Here is a 19,393-nt window from a genome sequence, read left to right as displayed (position 1 = left end):
CGGCGACGAGAAATCGGTTTGGGTGTCAGAAGTCCGAGAGCCGCGTGTCCTCGCGGTCGGTCCACCCGCGCATCTTCGCGTACGCCTCCGGGTTCGTCGGCACGCCCTCGGTGTTGAGCAGGCGCTCCGGGTACAGTTCGAAGGCGATACCGATGAGTTGGTACTCCAGTTCTTCGAGGTAGGGTCGCGTGTCGGGGTACGGTCCCTCGGTGCCGACCGCCCACGGCTCGACCCAGAAGTACACCGGTTCGCGGAGCCGCGGCGGGTCTGTCGAGGCGAACAGCGCGTCCACCCAGCGGTCGTACTTCCCCGGCCCGTCGCCGCGGAAGACGGCCGACGAGAGGTCGCCAAAGTGGTAGTAGTTCCCGTAGCCCCAACGCGCGAGCTTTCCGTCGTTGGTGTCGACGTTTCGCAGGTTGCTGTTGAGGTCGGTGCCGGACGCGCCGAACTTCCCGCACTTGCCGAGGTATCGGGGGACCACCTCGTCGCCGTCGAGGGTGTACATCATGTAGACGAGCCCCTCGTAGCGGCCCTCGCGTCGGTCGTAGTCGGCGACGACGCGGCCGCCGGCCTCGCGGAGTCGCCGCTCCATGCGCTCGCCGCGGCGGAGTGTCCGCCGGCCGGAACGGCCGTACGCGATGGTCTCGACGGTCCCGTCGGCGGCCGTCTCGAAAAGTGAAATCGGGTCCGCGGCGTCGACGAAGCGGTCGACGAAGCGGTCCCAGAGCGCACGTTTCGTCTCGGTCACGCGACGACCGAACTCAGATCATGTCTTCGGCCTTGAGGCCGGCGATGATGTCGTCGACGAGGCTCTCGGCGTCCTCGTACGGGAAGTCCTGGTGCTTGCCGAGCTTCGCGGCCAGCTCCATCGCCGTGATGGTCACGTCGTCGGCCTTGAACTTCGTGCCCGGACCGTTCGGGAGCGCGGGGACGAGAGACATCTGGTTCTTCACGGGGAAGTCGGCGTTCGCGAAGGCGTCCATGAACTGCTCGCGGAGCTGAGATTCGGTGTCGGACATACCGTGTACCTACGTAGAGAGGTGGAAAAGGGTTCCGGAACAATAATGAATATATTTAGAGTTCTTTGCGAGACGGCGCGGCGGCCCGTCGAGTGTCGGCGCGCTCGCCCGGGACTGATGGACTTATCTACAACGGCAATTCATGCACTCGCATGGACTTCGACTTCGACCGCCTGAAGCAACTCACCGAGACCAGCGGTGTCCCCGGCTACGAGGACCGAATCCGCGCGCTCGTCCGCGAGGACCTCGAAGCGACGACCGATTCCGTCCGCGTCGACGCGATGGGGAACGTCGTCGGCACCATCGAGGGCGAAGGCGACTACGAGGTCGCCGTCGCCGCCCACATGGACGAGATCGGCTTCATGGTCCGCCACGTCAACGACGAGGGCTTCCTGCAGCTCGACGCCCTCGGCGGCTGGGACCCCCGCGTCCTGAAGGCCCAGCGCGTGACGGTTCACACCGAAGACGAGGACCTCACCGGCGTCATCGGCTCGGTTCCCCCGCACACGCTGACTGAGGAACAGAAGAAGAAAGAGCCGAAGGTCGAGGACGTGTACGTCGACCTCGGCCTCCCCGCCGAGGCCGTCGAGGAGACCGTCTCCGTCGGCGACCTCGTGACGATGGAGCAGACGACCGTCCGCATGGGGAACCACGTGACGGGCAAGGCCATCGACGACCGTGTCTGCCTGTTCGCCATGCTGGAGGCCGCCCGGCGCATCGAGAACCCCGAGGTGACGGTCCACTTCGCCGCGACGGTCCAGGAGGAAGTCGGCCTCCGCGGCGCGCAGGCGCTCGGCGTCGACCTCGACCCCGACCTCGCGCTCGGCCTCGACACCACCGTCGCCAACGACGTGCCCGGCTTCGACCCCGCCGACCACGTCACGAAACTCGGCGAGGGCGCGGGCATCAAACTCAAGGACTCCAGCGCCATCGCCAACCCGAAGGTCCACCGTCGCCTCCGGAGCGTGGCCGAGGACAACGACATCGCCTACCAGATGGAACTGCTCCCCGCGGGCGGCACCGACACCGGCGGCTTCCAGAACAGCTACGGCGCGAAGCCCGTCGGCGCGATTTCGATGCCGACGCGCTACCTCCACACCGTCACCGAGAGCGTCCACGAGGACGACGTGGTCGCCTACATCGACCTCCTGACGGCCTTCTTGGAGAGCGAGACGGGCGAGTTCGACTACACGCTGTAGGCAACCCCGCGAGGCGGTCCCTGTGGCGACCCCCGTTGTCGCGCCCGGCACCGCGGGGATACCCCCCTATATCGAGGCGCGGCACCCCCGACCGGCGGACGAGAACCAAAGTATTCACTACAGGCCCACACCAAGCGGCGGACATGACCGACGGCAACGTGGATATGTCTCGGCGGGCGTTCCTCGGGGCGGCCGCTGGCGGCGCGGCGGTCGCCGCCACTTCCGGCACGGCCGCGGCGCAGACGGAAGAACCAGACTTCGGCGGCTACCTCGACGGCATCGACGGAGGCTACGAAGACCTCCGCGGCCAGAGCGAGGTCACCATCGAAGTGGGCGCGGAAGGTAACGGCGGCGCACTCGCGTTCGCGCCCGCCGGCGTCTGGATAGACACCGGAACGACCGTGACGTGGGAGTGGACCGGCGAGGGCGGCGGCCACAACGTCGTCGCGAGCGAGGGCGCGTCGCTCGACTCCGGCGCGGCCGTCTCCGAGGCCGGAAGCACCTACGAATACACCTTCGAAGAGGGCGACGCGGGCATCACCAAGTACCACTGCGTGCCCCACGAGGCGCTCGGCATGCTCGGCGCGGTCGCCGTCGGCGGCGACGTACCGACCGTCAGCACCGGCGGTGGCGGCGGACCGAGTCTCCCGCAGGTCCCGGACAGCGCGAAGTCCCTCGGCGTGGCCACGACGTTCGCGATGGTCGCGACGCTCGGCCTCGCGTACTTCTTCATGAAGTACGGTGGCGACTACGACGTTCAGGACTGACGCGGTCGTCACTCCTCTCGATTTTCAGCAGTCCCGAGCCGCCGCACTCGCCCGGTTTCGGTCGACGCGGCGGCGACCCGGTCAGAAGAAGCCGTAGTCGTCGCGCTCGGCCTCGTAGACCGACTCGTACTGCTCGATGACCCGCCGGTAGTCGTAGCGCGCGAAGTCGTCGTCGACCGTCTCGTGATCGTACCGACGGGCGGCGACGATTTCGTCCGCGAGTTCCTGCGGACTCGTGACGAGCGACCCTCGCTCGCGCCCCTCGACGAGTTCGTGGGCCGACGACCGAGCCTGATACTCGACGATGGACACACACCCGCAGGCGAGCGCCCACAGCAGGTTCGTGGCGAAGGGTTCGACCGTCGCGGTCTGCGCGAAGACGTGCGCGCCCTTCATGATGGGAACCGCCTCGTCCGCGGGGAGGTCGCCGAGGAACGCCACACGGTCGTCGATGCGGAGGTCGCGGGCGGTCTGTTCGGCCGTCGAGCGCTCGGGGCCGTCGCCGATGACGGCGGCGGACCAGCCCTTGTCGCGGAGTTCCGCGAGCGCGAGGAGGAAGCTCTCGACGTTCGCGTGCTCGTCGAGGTCGCGGGCGTACACCACGTCCGCGCGCTCCTCGGCGTCGGCGCTCCGGACGAGGTCCATGCTGATGGGTTCGGGGACGAGGTGGGTCGCGTCGACCGACGCGCCGAGTTCGCGGACCTGCGTGCGGACCATCTCCGAGGGGACCAAGACGGCGTTCGGGGCCTTCGCCGCCCGCCGGTAGGCCCGCGAGCCGCCGCGGTCGTCGCGGGTCCACCAGTCGGCGACGACCGGCGTCCGGAGGAACCGCGCCGCGGTCTTGACCGCCGCGACGTGCGACGGCGGGTAGCTCGCGACCTGAATCACGTCGGGAGACACCTCGCGGAGGGCGAAGGGAACGCGGGAGGCGAAGCCGCCGACGGAGGGCGCGTCGGTCACGCGGTGATAGGTCACCCCGTCCTGTTTGAACTCGACGACCTCGCCGTCCCACCACTTCGCACAGAGCACCGTCACCTCGTGGTCGCGCTCGGCGAGGAGTTCGGCCGTCCGTCGGAGCCGTCTGGTCGCTCCCGTCTCCTCGTGGTGCGTCGTGTACATCGAGACGAGCGCGACTCGCATATTCGCCGCCACTACGCCGCGCAATAAAAATCCACAGTTTTCGAGGGCGCGACACGAGCGACCGCCGGAGCGCCGCCAGAACGGAGCGCGGTCCGGCGACGCGCCTCAGAGCCCGACGGCGGGTGCGACGAGCGCGCCCGCTGACTCGACGGCGGTGACCGTGTACTCCCAGCTGTAGATGTGGTTGAGAAGCAGGTACGTCACGACGCCGAGGGCGAGCGAGACGAGCCACGCGCCGGCCGCGATGCGGCCGACTTTCCGGTGGGGCGTCTCGGCCCGGAGTTCGCGTTCTGAGTGGGTTATCCCGAGGATGAGCGCGTAGAGGACGACCGGCACCGAGACGATAGAGAGGATGATGTGAATCGCCAGCATCGCCAGATACGGATAGTACGCGAACGCGGGGCCGACGAACTCCTTGGTGCCGCCGCCGCCGATTTTCGCGAGGTACATCACGAGGAAGACGAGGATGAGGCCGAACGACGTGACCATCGCGGCCGCGTGCTTCTTGACCTCGTCGCGGCGAATCCAGCGCCAGCCCGCCGCGATGACGAGGACGTTCACCGTGTTCACGACGGCGATGGCGTCGGAGAGGAGGTTCACCTGTGGGAGCGACAGGTCGGGAAAGACCCTCCCGGGGACGACGCCGAGGAAGGTCCCGATAACGAGGGCGTACCCGACGACCGAGAGGACGGCGGTCGCGGCCGCGGGGTGTTCCTTCAGCGGGTTGTCTGCACTCGCAGTTGCCATGGCCGGGGGTTGGGAAGACGGCGTATTCCGTCTTCGGGTTCCGGACGGCGTTTGAGAGCGGAACCACCAAGACTCGACTCAATCGAGTGACCGTGCGAAGTCGACTTGCTTCGGTCAGAACTCCGTGCCACGGAGTCCCGAGCGCACCACGTCGTGTGACACGAACGTGCTGTCCCACGAGCGAGGCCGGAGGCCGAGTCTCGTGGCTTTTTCCCGCCAGGTTTTTGCGCCGGGTGGTCGCCCCGCGACCCGAGGCGTAAAAAGGTGGGTTTAGATGACGCCGGTGATGGTCGCGGCCTCGATGGCCGCCTCCTCGCTCACGCCGTTGCCGAGAATCGTGTAGCGGTCGCGAATCTCGTGGGCGGTCGTGAGCGCCTCGATAATCGTCTCGTCGTCGATGCCGAGTTCGTCCGCGGTCGTCGGCGCGCCCATCGTCGACAGGGCGTCGCGGATGTCGGTCCACTCGCCGCGTGCGCCGCTGTGGAAGTACTCGGTCATGATGGAGCCGACGCCGACCTGATGGCCGTGGAGGGCGCTCCCGGGCGCGATGCGGTCGAGCTGGTGCGAAAAGAGGTGCTCCGCGCCCGACGCGGGCCGCGAGGAGCCGGCGATGGACATGGCGACGCCCGAGGAGACGAGCGCCTTCGTCACTATCCACGCGGACTCTTCGAGCCCCGGCTTAATCGAGTCGGCGCTGCCGACGAGCATCTCGGCGGTCATCTGCGAGAGCGCGCCCGCGTATTCGGAGTACTCCACGTTCTTCAGGCGGTGGGCGAGTTCCCAGTCTTTGACCGCGGTGTAGTTCGAGATGATGTCGGCGCAGCCGGCGGTCGTGAGCTCCCACGGGGCCTCCGCGAGCAGTTCCGTGTCGGCGACGACCGCGAGCGGCGGGTCGGCGGCGACCGAGTGGCGGGTGTCGCCCTCGGGAATCGACGACCGGCCCGAGACGATGCCGTCGTGGCTCGCCGCCGTCGGGACCGAGATGAACCCGCAGTCGAGACGGTCGGAGGCCATCTTCGCCACGTCGATGGGCTTGCCGCCGCCGAGGGCGATGAGGTAGCCCGCGTCGGCCTCGCGCGCCGCGTCGACGACGCGCTCGACCGACTCGAAGCTCGCGCGGTCCAAGGAGACGGACGAGATGCCGTCGAACTGCTCGCGAACCCGGTCGCCGGCGATGCGGTTCGGCGACGGACTCGTGACGAGAAACGGCTCGCCCGAGAGGTACAACTCGTCGACCGCGGCCGAGAGGTCGTCGAGCACGCCGTGGCCCTGAAGGACGCTCCGGGGCAGCTTTATCCACGTCGATTTGTCGAACATACGCGGAAATCGGCCACGGCGGTTCATAGTGTTTCTCGTCTCGACGGCCGGCCCCCCGTCGGTTCTACCACCCCGACTACGACACGGGAGCGAGGTTTCGCCCGACTGTTGGGACAGTATCTCAACGTACCGAACCGTAGTTTGATTTATCACGTTTCGCTTCGCACGAAAGACACCCGCAGACGCGCGGGTAGACAACCCATGGCACACAGACGGCAGTTCCTCGCGACGACAGCAGCAGCGCTCTCCGGACTCGCGGCCCTCGGAAGCGGTCCCACGGCCGCCGCGTCGGTCCCCCACGTCTCGACGCGCGACCACTTCGACGACGACGGCTCGCTCGCGTCCGGTCACACCGCCCGCGGCTACGACACCTCCGGCGACGTGCCCGGCGTCGACGCCGGTTGCGCCTCCGACCTGACCGTGTTCGTCCACGGCTGGGACAAGGACGGCGACGACCCCGAGGCGGCCGCCCTCGACAAGATAGCGACGGCCGACGCCGAACTCTCCGCCGCCGGCTACGGCGGGACGGTCGTCGGCTACACGTGGGACAACGACAAGGGCGGCGGCTGGGACTACGGCTGGGCCGAGTCGCAGGACATCGCCCAAGCGAACGGCCGCAAACTCGCGCAGTTCGCCGTCGACCTCAAGGCGGCCTGCCCGGGCGCGACCCTCCGGTTCGCCAGCCACTCGCTCGGCGCGCAGGTCGTCTTCAGCGCGCTCCGAACCCTCGACGGCCGAAGCGACTGGACCGACCCGGGCCACGAGGTGGCGACCGTCCACCCGTTCGGGGCCGCGACCGACAACGAGGTTCCCGGCGAGGAAGAAGGGCGAGCCACCTACGAGGCCATCCGCGACCGGACCGGCCACGTTCACAACTACTACAACGAGGCCGACGACGTGCTCCAGTGGGTGTACAACACCATCGAGTTCGACCAGGCCCTCGGCGAGACGGGCCTCGAAGACGGCGACACGCCGCCCGCGAACTACACCGACCACGACGTGGAGGGACAGGTCGGCGACGACCACAGCAACTACCTGAACACGATTGCCGACGACATCGTCGGCGACATGTAGCGGCTCAGAAACACATTTTTCCGCGCTTCAGAGCGCGAGCGACCGCACTGCGCCCCAGATGAGCGACTGCACCGCATCCCAGATGAAGACGAGCGACTGCACCGCATCCCAGATGAAGACGACGCCGAACCCGCCGAGAACGACGGCGCTGACGGCGGCGACGGCCGGCGCGAAGGAGTCGACGCGCTGTTCGGCCGCGACGAGCGCCGCGGGGAACCCGGTCACCCAGAGCGCGATACCGCCGAAGAAGCCGAGGATGAGCGCCGGGCTGCCCGTCTCGACGATGAGCAGGTTCGACAGCGACGCGCCGAGATAGGGCGTGTGGGCGAGCACGTCGGCGGTCCCGGTTTCGAGCAGGCCGACGCCGATGGTGAGCCAGAACAGAATCTGGTAGGGGTTCGTCAGCGCGAGCACGAACGCCTTCGTGAACCCGGCGCTGTCCTCGTCGGGGTCGGCGGCCTCGCGGAACGTGGTGTCCATCTCCTGTGCCGCGCCGTAGGCGAAGTAGAGCATGAGGACGCCCCCGGCACCGACCATGACGGCCTGCACCGTCGGGAACTGCTCGACGAACGCGACGAGGCCGAGCGCCGCGAGGACGAAAAACAGCGCGTCGGCGCTCATCGCGCCGAGCCCGGCCCGAGCGCCCGCGGTCCACCCGCGGACGACGCTCTCCTCGGCGATGACGGCGTTCATCGGGCCGGGCGGCGCGGCGAGGGCCAGCCCGAACACCAACCCGGCACCCAAGGACGGAAGGAGGGTAGACATGGCTCTCTCTTGGGCGCGATGCCGTGAAAAATGGCGCGGAAGCGACGGCGCGGAGGAGTTAGACGCCCCGCGGCAGGTGGGGCTGACCGGGCGATTCGGGACGTCTACCGTCCGGTCAGACCAGCGCGAGGACGGCGTCGCTGACGGTGCCGACGAGCGTCTCCCAGACGGAGAAGCCGGTGGCGATGGCGAGCAGGGTGTCGACGGCGAAGAAGCCGAACAGGGCGGCCGCGCCGAGGTACGCCTTGCGCGTGTCGACCCGGCCCGAGAAGCGGTGGAAGAAGTACGCGTTGGCGATGCTCACGGGGATGATGGCGAGCATCTCACCCACCCAGATGGCCGAGGTCGCGCCGTACTGCAGGGCCAGTCCGATGGTGACGACTTGGGTCTTGTCACCGAACTCGCCCGCGGCCATCATGGCGAAGATGGGCAGAAAGCCGCCGAAGCCCTGCGTCGACAGTTCGCGGCCGAACACCGTCGGCGCGTCGTCGAACCCGGAGACGCCGCCGTCGGTGGTCGCGACCTCGCTCCCCGCGGACGCGTCGGGCGCGGAACGGTAGAGCAACACCGCGAACGTGGCGAACAGGACGGCGGTGATGGCGTCGAGCGCGGCCGGCGGGAGCGCGCTTTTGAGCGCCTGCCCGAGCATGATTTCGAGGGCCGTCCAGAGTGCGAACGCCGACCCCGCGGCCGCGACGACGACCTTCGGGTCGAAGCGGGTCGAGAGGCCCGCGATGATGAACTGGACCTTCTCGCCCGGCAGGACCGCAAGTTGGGAGACGAGGGCGATGACGAGAATCTCCCACCAGCCGGTCACGCAGGCGACACCTCCTCGCTACTCGGCTCGTCGGGCGGTCGGACGCGAATCGTTCGGGCCACGGACTCCGGGAGACTCTGCTCGCGACCGTCGTCGCCGACGCGCACCGTCACCATCCCGAAGGGGGCGATGTCGGTCACTTCGATGGTCGTGCCGGGTGTGACGCCGGCCTCGGAGAGGTACTCCAACTCCGCGGGGTCGCGGTCGCTGACGCGGGCGACCACGAGGCGGTCGCCGACCTCGCACTCGGAAAGCGCCGACAGCCCCGAGGAGTCCGGCGGCGTGAGGTCGGCGCTCGGGATGGGGTCGCCGTGGGGGTCGACCTCGGGTTCGCCGAGGGCGGCCGCGACCCGCTTTTCGAACTCCTCGCTGATGTGGTGTTCGAGCGCGTCTGCCTCGTCGTGGACCTCGCTCCACGAGTAGTCGAGGTGCTCCGTGAGATACGCCTCCAAGAGGCGGTGGTGGCGGAGGACTTCCAGCGCGACGGTCTCGCCTTCCGTGGTCAGTTCGACACCTTTGTACTTCTCGCGGTCGACCAGCCCGCGGTCTTCGAGCTTTCCGACCATGCTCGTCACGGTCGGCGGCGTCTTCCCGAGGTACTCCGCGATGTCGGAGGTCGAAACCGGCGGCCCCTGCTCCATCTGGAGCGTGTAGATTGCCTTCAGGTAGTCCTCCATCACGTCGCTCAACATACCACGGATTAGATGCGTCTAAAGTAAAAGTCTGATGGAGGTAACGTGGGCGTTCGAACGGGGAACCAGCCGGCCGAAGCGGTCCTCAGACGCCCTGTCCCATCAGGTGACTGCGGAGGATGTCGGCGTTCTTCGTCCCGGACTCGGTGTTGACGACGACGACCGTGTCGTCCTCGTCGAACTCGTCCGCGAGTTCCCACGCGCCGGCGAGCGCGACGCCGCCCGCGGGGCCGACCTCGACGCCGGCGGACTGAGCGGCAGTAACGGCGGATTCGAGCGCGTCGTCGTCGCTGACGGCGACGGCCACACCGCCGGACTCGCGGACGGCGCGGAGCGCGAGCGACCCGCCCGCAGGGTCGGGGATTTCCAGTTCGCCGACGATGGTGTCCGGGTGGTTCCACGCCTCGTGAGCGTCGCTGTCGGCCTCCCACGCGGTGGTGACCGGCGAGCACCCGACGGACTGCGCGGCGACGAGTTTGGGGGCCGACTCGACCAGTCCGAGTCCGACGAGGTCGGAAAAGCCCTTGTAGACGCCGTAGGCGAGTTCGCCGGTCGAGACGGGGACGACGACCCAGTCGGGCACCGACCAGTCGAGGCGCTCTGCGACCTCGTAGGCGATGGTCTTCGCGCCGTCGTGGCGGTAGGGATTGTCGAACTCCTGCAGGGTGTACCAGTCGCTTTTGAGCTGTTCGTGAAGCGCCGAGAGGGCGGCGGGGTAGCGCCCACCGACGACCTTCATCTGGCCGCCGTGGACGTTCACCATGGCCTTGTTCGGGAACGGCGTCCGCGAGGGGACGAAGCCGTAGGAGCGAGCGTCCACGAGGCCCGCGTAGGAGGCCGCCGACTGCGCGCCGTTGCCGGGCGAGGCGTGCGCGACGACCTCGGCGTCGGCCTCACGCGCGGCGGTGACGGCGAGCGAGAAGCCGCGGTCGAGAAACGTCCCGGTCGGGTTTCGGCCCTCGTCCTTGATGAGGAGCGAACCGACCTCGGCCTCCTCGCCGAGCGCGTCGGCCGAAACAAGCGGCGTCGCGCCCTCGTTGGCCGTCACCGGCTCCGCGAAGGGGAGCAGTTCGCGGTAGCGCCACATCGTATCGAAGGGGCGCTCGGCGAGCGTCTCGGCGTCCCACTCGACCGCGTCGAGGTCGTAGGTGGGGTCAAGCGGCGCGTCGGCGTCGCTCGCGCCGGTCGCGTCCGCGTCGTACTCGTCGCCGGTCTCCGTGCACACCAGCCCGGAGAAGGTGTCGGACGTCTGCATGGGCGGGGCTTACGGGGGGAGGGACTAAGCCCTTCCCGTCGGTCGATGGCCGCCACCCGTAGCGGCTTTGTGTCGCCCGTCCGAGAGGCGAGGTATGGACGATAGCCACATCGCGGTCGTCGGCGCGGGCCTCGCTGGCCTCGTCGCCGCGCGACACCTCGCCGCCGCCGGGGCCGACGTGACCGTCGTGGAGCGGCGCGACGGCGTCGGCGGACGGGTCCGCACCCGGACGAAAGACGGCTTCACGCTCGACCGCGGGTTCCAGGTCCTCATCACCGACTACCCCGCGGTCCGACGGGAACTCGACCTCGACGCCCTCGACCTCCGGCGGTTCACGCCCGGCGCGACCATCTGCCGACCGAGCAGACGCGCGGTCCTCTCGGACCCCTTCCGCGACATCGGGAGCCTGTTCGAGTCCGTCCGCAACCCGGAGGTGACGACGAGCGACAAGCTCCGGACGCTGGCGCTCAGACAGGACGTGAGCACCCGCGACGAGGAGGGAATCTTCGCCTCGGCGGACCGGAGCATCCGGTCGTATCTCCGCGACTGGGGCTTCTCCGAAGACTACATCGAGCACTTCGTCGCGCCCTTCTACGGCGGCATCACGCTCGACCGCTCGCTCTCCTCGTCGAAGCGGGTGTTCGAGTACACCTTCAAGATGCTCTCGACGGGGAGCACCGCGGTCCCCGCGGCGGGGATGCAGGCGGTTCCCGAGCAACTCGCCGACGCCGCCCGCGACGAGGGCGCGACCGTCCGCCTCGGCAAGCGCGTCGAGTCGGTCGAGTCCGACGGCGACGGCGCGGTCGTCACCACGGGCCGCGAGTCGCTCGAAGCCGACGCGGTCGTCGTCGCCACCGACCCCAAGGAGGCGCGCCGACTGACCGGGGTCGGGTCGATTCCGACCGAGGCTCACGGCTGTGTCACCCAGTACTACACGCTCCCGAGCGGGAGCGGCCTCGACGCGGGCAAGCGCATCATGCTCAACGCGCCGAGTCCCGACCCCAACACGGTCGTCCCGCTGTCGACCGTCGCGCCGGAGTACGCCCCGCCGGGCGCTGAACTCCTGAACGCGACGTTCCTCGGCGCGGCCGCACAGGACAACTCCGAGGAGGAACTGTTCGAGAAGACTCGGCGGACGCTCGAAGCGTGGTACCCCGATCGCTACTTCGAGGACCTCGAACTCCTCCACACCGACTACATCTCCTTCGCGCAGTTCGCCCAACCGCCGGGCGTCCACGAGTCGCTTCCGGACGCCCGCGACGCCCCCGGCCGGGCGTACCTCGCCGGCGACTACACCGCGTGGTCGTCGATTCAGGGCGCGATGCGGAGCGGGAAAGAGGCGGCCGACGCCGTCCGCGACGACCTCTCCTGAGCCGGTGCGCGCCTTTCGGAGCGGTCTGCCTACCTTCTGTGGCGGTCAGTCGAGTGACCGCGCGGGACCGTCTTCGCGCGGCAGTTCGGCCTTGCGAGTGCGCTCGCCCGCGAACGAGAGCCCGTTCGTCGGGAGCGGCTTCGAAGACAGGCGCGCCGCGCCGTATCGGTAGACGAGCACGCCGACGAACAGCCACGCGGCCGCGGCCAGAGCGGCCTCGGCGGGGAGCAGGCCGTCACCACTAATTCCCGTCGAGAGGAAGACCGAGGTCGCGTTCCAGACCGAGTGGAACGCGACGGGGACGAGGACGCGCCCGCCGGACTCGTTGTAGAGCCAGGTCGTGACGACGCTGATTCCGACGACCGACACGAGGTAGAAGGCGAACGACGTGCCCGCCTGCGAACTCCCGGGCATGGCGAAAAGCGGCGCGTGCCACGCGGCCCAGACGACGCCGATGACGAGGGACGCGCGGAACGCGCCGAGTCGCCGCTGGAGGACCGGCAGTCCGAATCCACGCCAGCCCGGTTCTTCGAGTCCGCCCCTGATGAACGACGAGACGAGGAGCGCCGCGAACAGGGTCGCCGGACCGAGCGCCGCGGACTCGAACGTCCACCCGAGCGCGACGGTGAACGCGAGGGTCGCGCCGAACAGGACCGGGGGGAGGACCGCGGCGGCGACCCAGACGAACGGCGGCGCGCGGGGACTCACGACGTGACGAAGCCACGGGCGAAGGTCGCCGGTGGCCGCGGCGACGACGATGGCGGCGAGGAACGGCCCGAACCCGCCCGCGAGGACGAGCAACGACACGGGAACGATGCGCTCGGCGCTGACGAGGAGCGCCGCCGGGACCCACGCGAGCCACGTGAAGAGGAACGTCAGCGCGACGAAACTGACGAATCGGTGCGTTCGAACGGCGGTGGCGATGGCGGGCATGACGACTAGCAGTACGTCGCCGCGAGCCAAAGCCACCAATCTCGGTTCTCGTCGGGCGAGAAGCAGAAGTCGGTCTCTGCGGGCTAAAACGCCCGGAACCGACGGCTCAGAGCAACCGACGGAGCTTCCCCAGCGGCGGGAACGTGAGCGTCTCGTCCGCCTCCACGTCGCGGACGAGCGGCCTGAAGTCGTCCGCGTCGCGCACCAGCGGCGAGTCGAAGTCGGCCCCGCGCATCCGGTTGACTTCGACGCCCGCGGCGAGGCGGGTGAACGCCGGGAGCATCAGCACGTCGCCGCCGCGGTAGGCGTCGGGGCCGTAGAGGACGCAGGGCCGCCGCCGACCCTCGACGGCGAGCGTCGGGTGGTCGTGTCCGACGACGTACCGGTCGGCGTCGCCGTCGGGCTCGCGGTGGCCGTGGCAGACGAGCGTCCCGTCCGCGAGGCGGTACTCGTCGTGTACGTCTCCCGACCAGCCCTCCGCGAGCATCGTGTCGTGGTTGCCGGCGACGAACACCGGGTCGGAACCCGCGTCGACGCACGTCTCTGCGAGGACTTCGAGGGCCGCGACGTGGCGCTCCGAGACGCGGTCGAACCGGTGGAGCACGTCGCCGGCGAAGACGACCTCGCCGGGGGCGAACTCGGCGCAGTAGGCTTGCAGGCGCTCCGCGAGGTCGGTCCCCTCGCCGAGCGGAAAATCGACCGCCGACGCGTCGGCTCGGCCGACGTGGAGGTCCGAGAGGACGAGCGCGTCGGCGTCGGGAAAGAAGACGGCGCGCTCGCGGACGGAGACGCGGGTCACGACCGAGTGGAAGGGCGTCGGAGACAAATCTCCACCGGCAGCGCGCGACGAGGCGAACGCTCGCGGGAGGCCGGCGAAGTTGGGGGCAGAGCCAGCGTCGGAGCAGGGGCCTTTTTAGTCGGTGCGTCCCACGTTCGGCACATGAGCGGCGCACTGGAGGACAAGCGCACCGCGACCCGCTTTCGCATCCTCGCCGAGATAGCCGACCGGCAACCGGCCGTGAGTCAGGGCGAAATCGCCGAGGCGGTCGGGGTGACGAGCCAGGCGGTCTCCGAGTACATCCGCGACCTCGTCGAAGACGGGCTCGTCGAAAAGCAGGGCCGGTCGCGCTACCGCGTGACGAAAGAGGGCGTCGACTGGCTGTTTCAGGAGGCGCGCGCCCTCCAGCGGTTCGCCGAGCACGTCACCGACGACGTGCTGGAGAGCGTCAACGAGGACGCCGCAATCGTCACCGACGACGTCGCGGCCGGCGATACGGTGACCCTGTCGCTCCGCGACGGTCTGCTACACGCCACGCCCGGCGACGACGGGCCGGCCATCGGGGTCGCCACCACCGACGCCGAGGCGGGCGACGCGGCCAGCGTCACCGGCTTCGAGGGCGTCATCGAGATGGAACCCGGCTCGGTCCGCGTGCTGCAGGTGCCGCCGGCGCGAGTCGCCGAGGCCGACGCGGTCGACGCCGACGCGCTCGCGGCGGCGTGCGACGAGGCCGACATCGTCGTCGCCGCGGGCGTCGAGGCGGTCGTCGCCTGCCGCCACGCGGAAGTCGATGTCAGAACGTGGTTCGCGCCGGGCGAAGTCGCCGCCGACGCCGCGGCCCGCGGACTCGACGCCGCGGTCGTCGCCAGCACAGACACCGCCGGGCGCGTGACCGACGCGCTCCGCGACGCGGGCGTGCTGTTCGAAGTGACGGAGCCGTAGCTCCGCGCCGGTTTCGGGTTTTCTCGACGTCGAATTCGCCGCTTAACTCTCCGCGTGTTCTCGGGCCATCGTGTACGCCTCCCGTAGCTCGCGGAACCGCTCGCGGTCGCCGCCGTGGTCGGGGTGTACGTCCTTCACCCGCGCGCGATAGGCGTCTCTGACGGCGTCCGAGGAGGCGTTCGCGGGGAGGTCGAGCCGGTCGAACGCGGCCGACACGGGGTCGTCGAGGTCGGCCAGTTCGGGCTCGATGTCCGGCACGTCGAAGGGGAGCCGCCGGCCGAGTTGGCCGCCGGGCATCTCGTGTTCGCAGAGGACGGCGTAGACGCCGGCGCGTTCGAGGCGGAAGAACGCCTGCGCGTCGAAGGTGATGGCGACGCCGCGGTCGGGGAGGAAGAACGCCACCGTCTCGCCGCGGATCGGGCGGTCCTCGACGAACCGCTCGTCGATGGCGGTGAGGTAGTCGCGGATTTCGTGGCGGCGGCGGCCCGTCCCGTCGACGCGGGGGCCGCGGGAGACCCGCCGCTCCGGGAAGACACGACCGCCGACGACGAAGACGCCGGCGACGACGACGGAGGCGACCGCACCCGCGGCGAGGCCGACGAGGAGCCACGGCGGGAGCAGAAAGACCCACTCCGGAAGCACGCTAGAAATCACGGGACGAGCGATTATGAACCCCTCGCTGCCCGTACCGATTTGCCGCCGGCGGCCCACGCGTTGGTATGCGACCGATTCGCTTCGAGGAGGCCGACAGCGCGGAGCGCACGCAAATCGGCGAGGGACTGACGCGACCGGCCGTCGCCGCCGGGCGACTGGAGACGGGCCGCGCCGAGGGGAAGTACTTCCTCCGACACGACGACGGCTGTGCGATCTGCGGGAAGCCGGTCGAAGCGGGGTCGCCGTTCTATCTCGACCCGGACGCCGGCGAAATCCTCTGCGAAGAACACGGACGGGCGCGCCGAGAGTCATGAGAACGGCCGTTTCCGGGTCGACGCCGCAATTTCATACTCGCCTTCGAGTGAGTTTTCATTCATACTTGTTTCGTTCGCAAACTTCTTTATCGGGGTGCGGGACCATACGAACATCACATGGCTGTAGTCTGGCTGGACGACGTACGGGCTGACGACCTCGACCTGGTCGGCGGGAAAGGCGCGTCGCTGGGCGAACTAACCGGTGCGGGGCTTCCCGTCCCGCCGGGATTCGTCGTGACGGCGGGCACGTACCGCGCGTTCATCGAGGACGCGGGCATCGACGACGAGCTGTTCGCCGCGGTCGAGGTCGACCACGAGGACTCCGAGGCGCTGCAGGCGGCCCACGAGACGGCGCACGACCTCATCATGGAGACGCCGATGCCGGACGACGTGCGGGAGGAAATCCTCGACGCCTACCGGAGCGTCGGCGAGGGCGACGCCTTCGTCGCCGTCCGGTCGTCCGCGACGGCCGAGGACCTGCCGGACGCCTCCTTCGCGGGCCAACAGGAGACGTTCCTGAACGTCACCGAGGAGGACCTCCTCGACCGCGTCAAGGAGTGTTGGGCCTCGCTGTTCTCCGAGCGCGCCATCTACTACCGCAACCGCAAGGGCTTCCCCCACGACAAGGTCGACATCGCGGTGGTCGTCCAGCAGATGGTCGACGCCGAGAAGTCCGGCGTGATGTTCACCCGACACCCCTCGACCGGCAAGAAGGAGATTATCATCGAGGCCGCGTGGGGCCTCGGCGAAGCCGTCGTCTCCGGCACCGTCTCGCCCGACAACTACGTCATCAGCCGCGAGACCGGCGAGGTCGAGACGGCGACCATCGCGGACAAGAAGACGATGTGCGTCCGCGACGAGGAGAGCGGTGAGACCGTGATGCGCGACGTGCCGAACGACCGCCGCCACGAGCGCGTCCTCACCGACGACGAGGTCTCCCGCCTGCTCGAACTCGGCGAACTGGTCGAAGACCACTACGAGACGCCGCAGGACGTGGAGTGGGCCGTCTACGAGGGCGAGGTCTACATGCTCCAGTCGCGCCCGATTACGACTATCGCCGAGGCTGACGACGGCGAGGAAGACGAGAGCGACAGCGGACGTTCGCGGGCGGCCGCGACCGGCGACGACGTGCTCATCCGCGGCCTCGGCGCGAGCCCCGGCATCGCCTCCGGTCGCGCCCGCATCGTCACCAAGCTCGACCACCTCGACCAGGTCGCCGAGGGCGACATCATCGTCACCGAGATGACCATGCCCGACATGGTGCCCGCGATGAAGCGCGCCGCCGGCATCGTCACCGACGAGGGCGGCATGACCTCCCACGCGGCCATCGTCTCCCGCGAACTCGGCGTGCCCGCGGTCGTCGGCACCGGCGACGGGACGAAGACCCTCGAAGACGGCGAGGTCGTCACCATCGACGGCGACAAGGGAACCGTCCGCGAGGGCGAAGAGCCCGAGGAGAAACAGCGCCAGCCCGTCGAGGAGGCCCGCCCCAAGACGCCCGTCAAGCCGATGACCGCGACCGAGGTCAAGGTCAACGTCTCCATCCCCGAGGCGGCCGAGCGCGCCGCCGCAACGGGCGCTGACGGCGTCGGCCTGCTCCGCATCGAACACATGGTCCTGACGCTCGGCAAGACCCCCGAGCGGTTCATCGAGCAGAACGGCGAGCGCGCCTACGTGGACGAAATCGTCTCGGGCGTCCGCGAGGCCGCAGAGGAGTTCTACCCGCGACCGGTCCGCGTCCGCACCCTCGACGCGCCGACAGACGAGTTCCGACAGCTCGAAGGCGGCGAGAACGAGCCGCGCGAGCACAACCCGATGCTCGGCTACCGCGGCATCCGCCGCGGCCTCGACAACCCGAGCGTCTTCCGCCTCGAACTGCAGGCGTTCCGCCGCCTGTTCGACATGGGCTACGACAACCTCGAAGTCATGTTCCCGCTCGTCAACGACGCCGAGGACGTGCTGCGGGCGAAAGAGCACATGCGCGAGGCCGGCATCGACCCCGAAAAGCGCGAGTGGGGCGTCATGATAGAGACGCCGGCCGCGGCGCTCTGCATCGAAGAACTCGCCGACGCCGGCATCGACTTCGCCTCGTTCGGCACGAACGACCTGACGCAGTACACCCTCGCGGTGGACCGCAACAACGAGCACGTCGCCGACATCTACGACGAACTGCACCCGGCGGTGCTCAAACTCATCGGCGACACCGTCGAGACGTGCCGCGAGGTCGGCGTGAAGACGAGCATCTGCGGGCAGGCCGGCTCGAAGCCCAAGATGGTTCAGTTCCTCGTCGACAAGGGCGTCAGCTCCATCTCGGCCAACATCGACGCCGTCCGCGACGTGCAACACGAGGTCAAGCGCGTCGAACAGCGACTCCTCCTCGATTCGGTTCGCTGACCCCGGCGAACGTCGAGGGCCGACCACCCGCGTTCCGTCTTTTCTCGTCCCCGTAGCGGTGGCCGTCGGCTGGGCGACGCGGCGCAATGGAGCGGAACCGATATACTGGGTGTGGTTATAGTGGGATGCATGCAGCGCGCGGCACCGCAGGAGTTCGACCGCGTCCTCTCTTCGATGTGCACCCGACCGCACCCGGCCGCCCGGAAGGCCGCAGAGCGGTTCTTTGCCACCAATCCCGGCGACCCGGCGACCTATCAGGCCGTCGCCGCCCTCGAAGAAGACGCACTCTCGTACCTCGGCGACATCACCGGCCTCTCGACCCCCCACGGCTACGTGACGAGCGGCGGGACCGAAGCCAACATCCAGGCCATCCGAGCCGCGCGCAACCACGCCCGCGACGACGACCCGAACGTCGTCGCCCCCGAGAGCATCCACTTCAGTTTCCAGAAGGCCGCCGACGTGCTCGACGTGGAACTCCGAATCGTCCCCGTCGACGACGACTACCGCGCGAACGTCGCGGCCGTCCGCGAGGCCGTCGACGACCACACCGTCCTCGTGGCCGGCGTCGCCGGCACGACCGAGTTCGGCCGCGTCGACCCGATACCCGAGCTGACCGCGGTCGCCCACGACGCCGGCGCGCTGATGCACGTCGACGCCGCGTGGGGCGGGTTCATCCTCCCCTTCACCGACCACGAGTGGTCGTTCGCTCACGCGCCAATCGACTCGATGACCATCGACCCCCACAAGTACGGGCAGGCGGTCGTCCCCGCCGGCGGCCTGTTGTTCCGCGACAAGTCGGTCGTCGACTCGCTGGCGGTCGACACGCCGTACCTCGAATCCGCGTCGCAGGCGAGCCTCACCGGGACTCGAAGCGGCGCGGGCGTCGCCTCCGCGGCCGCCGCGATGCGCGAACTCTGGCCCGACGGCTACCGCGACGCCTACGAGCGCCAGCAGGCGAACGCCGAGTGGTTCTACGACGAACTCCGCTCTCGGGGCTACGACGCGGTCGAACCGGACCTCCCGCTGGTCGCCGCGAGCGTCCCCGACGAGCAGTTCGAGTCGCTCCGGGACCTCGGCTGGCGCATCTCGCGGACCGCGAGCGGCGAACTCCGCATCGTCTGCATGCCGCACGTCTCCCGCGAGTCGCTCCGGGCGTTCCTCTCGGACCTCGACGACCTCCGGTCGACCCCGACGCGCAACTGAGCCGGTCCGAA

General features: G+C 69.2%; 20 protein-coding genes. 8 read left to right on the top strand and 12 right to left on the bottom strand.

The window, feature by feature from the left end:
- Window positions 1-25: 25 nt before the first annotated feature.
- Both C5B91_RS02635 and C5B91_RS02630 read right to left on the bottom strand, forming a co-directional pair.
- Entirely contained in the window at window positions 26-748 is a 723-nt protein-coding gene (locus C5B91_RS02635) for a hypothetical protein (RefSeq protein WP_049968175.1), read from the bottom strand.
- Between the two features lie 13 nt (window positions 749-761).
- Entirely contained in the window at window positions 762-1,019 is a 258-nt protein-coding gene (locus tag C5B91_RS02630; RefSeq protein WP_008092300.1) for an MTH865 family protein, read from the bottom strand.
- 152 nt (window positions 1,020-1,171) lie between these two features.
- Between C5B91_RS02630 and C5B91_RS02625 the strand changes: the two genes are divergently transcribed.
- Together C5B91_RS02625 and C5B91_RS02620 are read left to right on the top strand one after the other, a co-directional pair.
- A complete protein-coding gene (locus C5B91_RS02625; protein ID WP_115819054.1) occupies window positions 1,172-2,218 on the top strand; it encodes a M42 family metallopeptidase in 1,047 nt (348 codons plus the stop codon).
- 143 nt (window positions 2,219-2,361) lie between these two features.
- Window positions 2,362-2,985 (top strand): halocyanin domain-containing protein, encoded by a 624-nt coding sequence (locus C5B91_RS02620; RefSeq protein WP_008092298.1) that lies wholly within the window; start codon window positions 2,362-2,364, stop codon window positions 2,983-2,985.
- Between the two features lie 81 nt (window positions 2,986-3,066).
- Here C5B91_RS02620 and C5B91_RS02615 read toward each other — a convergent pair whose 3' ends face one another.
- From C5B91_RS02615 to C5B91_RS02605, 3 genes are all read right to left on the bottom strand, one after another.
- Window positions 3,067-4,125, bottom strand: coding sequence for a glycosyltransferase (locus C5B91_RS02615; protein ID WP_115819053.1), 1,059 nt, complete (start codon window positions 4,123-4,125; stop codon window positions 3,067-3,069).
- Window positions 4,126-4,230: 105 nt separating this feature from the next.
- Window positions 4,231-4,872 carry a DUF420 domain-containing protein gene (locus tag C5B91_RS02610; protein ID WP_049968173.1) on the bottom strand — a complete coding sequence of 214 codons (642 nt, stop codon included), beginning with the start codon at window positions 4,870-4,872 and terminating at the stop codon, window positions 4,231-4,233.
- 270 nt (window positions 4,873-5,142) lie between these two features.
- Window positions 5,143-6,189, bottom strand: coding sequence for an NAD(P)-dependent glycerol-1-phosphate dehydrogenase (locus tag C5B91_RS02605; RefSeq protein ID WP_004972614.1), 1,047 nt, complete (start codon window positions 6,187-6,189; stop codon window positions 5,143-5,145).
- 201 nt (window positions 6,190-6,390) lie between these two features.
- Between C5B91_RS02605 and C5B91_RS02600 the strand changes: the two genes are divergently transcribed.
- Window positions 6,391-7,263, top strand: coding sequence for an alpha/beta hydrolase (locus C5B91_RS02600; RefSeq protein ID WP_008092295.1), 873 nt, complete (start codon window positions 6,391-6,393; stop codon window positions 7,261-7,263).
- 27 nt (window positions 7,264-7,290) lie between these two features.
- Here the strand turns inward: C5B91_RS02600 and C5B91_RS02595 are convergent, their stop codons facing one another.
- The 4 genes from C5B91_RS02595 to C5B91_RS02580 all read right to left on the bottom strand — a co-directional run bounded on the left by C5B91_RS02595 (window position 7,291) and on the right by C5B91_RS02580 (window position 10,792).
- Window positions 7,291-7,992: a LysE family translocator gene (locus tag C5B91_RS02595; RefSeq protein WP_115819299.1), complete on the bottom strand. Its 702-nt coding sequence runs from the start codon at window positions 7,990-7,992 to the stop codon at window positions 7,291-7,293.
- 151 nt (window positions 7,993-8,143) lie between these two features.
- On the bottom strand, window positions 8,144-8,845 hold the full coding sequence (locus tag C5B91_RS02590) for a TMEM165/GDT1 family protein (protein WP_049968171.1): 702 nt from the start codon (window positions 8,843-8,845) through the stop codon (window positions 8,144-8,146).
- Window positions 8,842-9,537: a metal-dependent transcriptional regulator gene (locus tag C5B91_RS02585; protein WP_049913377.1), complete on the bottom strand. Its 696-nt coding sequence runs from the start codon at window positions 9,535-9,537 to the stop codon at window positions 8,842-8,844. The genes C5B91_RS02590 and C5B91_RS02585 overlap by 4 nt, the downstream gene beginning before the upstream one ends.
- Window positions 9,538-9,622: 85 nt before the next feature.
- The gene (locus tag C5B91_RS02580; protein ID WP_008092291.1) at window positions 9,623-10,792 is read right to left on the bottom strand and encodes a threonine synthase; all 1,170 of its coding nucleotides are present in this window, start codon (window positions 10,790-10,792) and stop codon (window positions 9,623-9,625) included.
- A gap of 94 nt (window positions 10,793-10,886) precedes the next feature.
- Between C5B91_RS02580 and C5B91_RS02575 the strand changes: the two genes are divergently transcribed.
- The gene (locus C5B91_RS02575) at window positions 10,887-12,164 is read left to right on the top strand and encodes an NAD(P)/FAD-dependent oxidoreductase (protein WP_115819052.1); all 1,278 of its coding nucleotides are present in this window, start codon (window positions 10,887-10,889) and stop codon (window positions 12,162-12,164) included.
- Window positions 12,165-12,209: 45 nt separating this feature from the next.
- Here C5B91_RS02575 and C5B91_RS02570 read toward each other — a convergent pair whose 3' ends face one another.
- On the bottom strand, window positions 12,210-13,133 hold the full coding sequence (locus C5B91_RS02570; RefSeq protein WP_233514184.1) for a CPBP family intramembrane glutamic endopeptidase: 924 nt from the start codon (window positions 13,131-13,133) through the stop codon (window positions 12,210-12,212).
- A 70-nt stretch (window positions 13,134-13,203) separates the two neighbouring features.
- The gene (locus C5B91_RS02565) at window positions 13,204-13,896 is read right to left on the bottom strand and encodes a metallophosphoesterase (RefSeq protein ID WP_115819051.1); all 693 of its coding nucleotides are present in this window, start codon (window positions 13,894-13,896) and stop codon (window positions 13,204-13,206) included.
- Between the two features lie 141 nt (window positions 13,897-14,037).
- On the opposite strand from C5B91_RS02565, the gene C5B91_RS02560 reads away from it, so the two are divergent.
- Window positions 14,038-14,817 (top strand): MarR family transcriptional regulator, encoded by a 780-nt coding sequence (locus C5B91_RS02560; protein ID WP_008092288.1) that lies wholly within the window; start codon window positions 14,038-14,040, stop codon window positions 14,815-14,817.
- Window positions 14,818-14,859: 42 nt separating this feature from the next.
- Here C5B91_RS02560 and C5B91_RS02555 read toward each other — a convergent pair whose 3' ends face one another.
- Window positions 14,860-15,459, bottom strand: coding sequence for a J domain-containing protein (locus C5B91_RS02555; RefSeq protein WP_115804637.1), 600 nt, complete (start codon window positions 15,457-15,459; stop codon window positions 14,860-14,862).
- Window positions 15,460-15,536: 77 nt separating this feature from the next.
- On the opposite strand from C5B91_RS02555, the gene C5B91_RS02550 reads away from it, so the two are divergent.
- From C5B91_RS02550 to mfnA, 3 genes are all read left to right on the top strand, one after another.
- Entirely contained in the window at window positions 15,537-15,785 is a 249-nt protein-coding gene (locus C5B91_RS02550; protein WP_004044123.1) for a hypothetical protein, read from the top strand.
- A gap of 117 nt (window positions 15,786-15,902) precedes the next feature.
- Entirely contained in the window at window positions 15,903-18,179 is a 2,277-nt protein-coding gene (ppsA, locus tag C5B91_RS02545) for a phosphoenolpyruvate synthase (protein ID WP_008092284.1), read from the top strand.
- A 129-nt stretch (window positions 18,180-18,308) separates the two neighbouring features.
- Window positions 18,309-19,382, top strand: a complete 1,074-nt coding sequence (gene mfnA / locus C5B91_RS02540) for a tyrosine decarboxylase MfnA (RefSeq protein ID WP_115819050.1) — start codon at window positions 18,309-18,311, stop codon at window positions 19,380-19,382.
- The last annotated feature ends 11 nt before the right edge of the window (window positions 19,383-19,393 follow it).

It is taken from the genome of Haloferax sp. Atlit-10N, assembly GCF_003586325.1.
Taxonomy (GTDB): domain Archaea; phylum Halobacteriota; class Halobacteria; order Halobacteriales; family Haloferacaceae; genus Haloferax; species Haloferax prahovense.
This window is presented reverse-complemented; position numbering and strand designations above follow the sequence as displayed.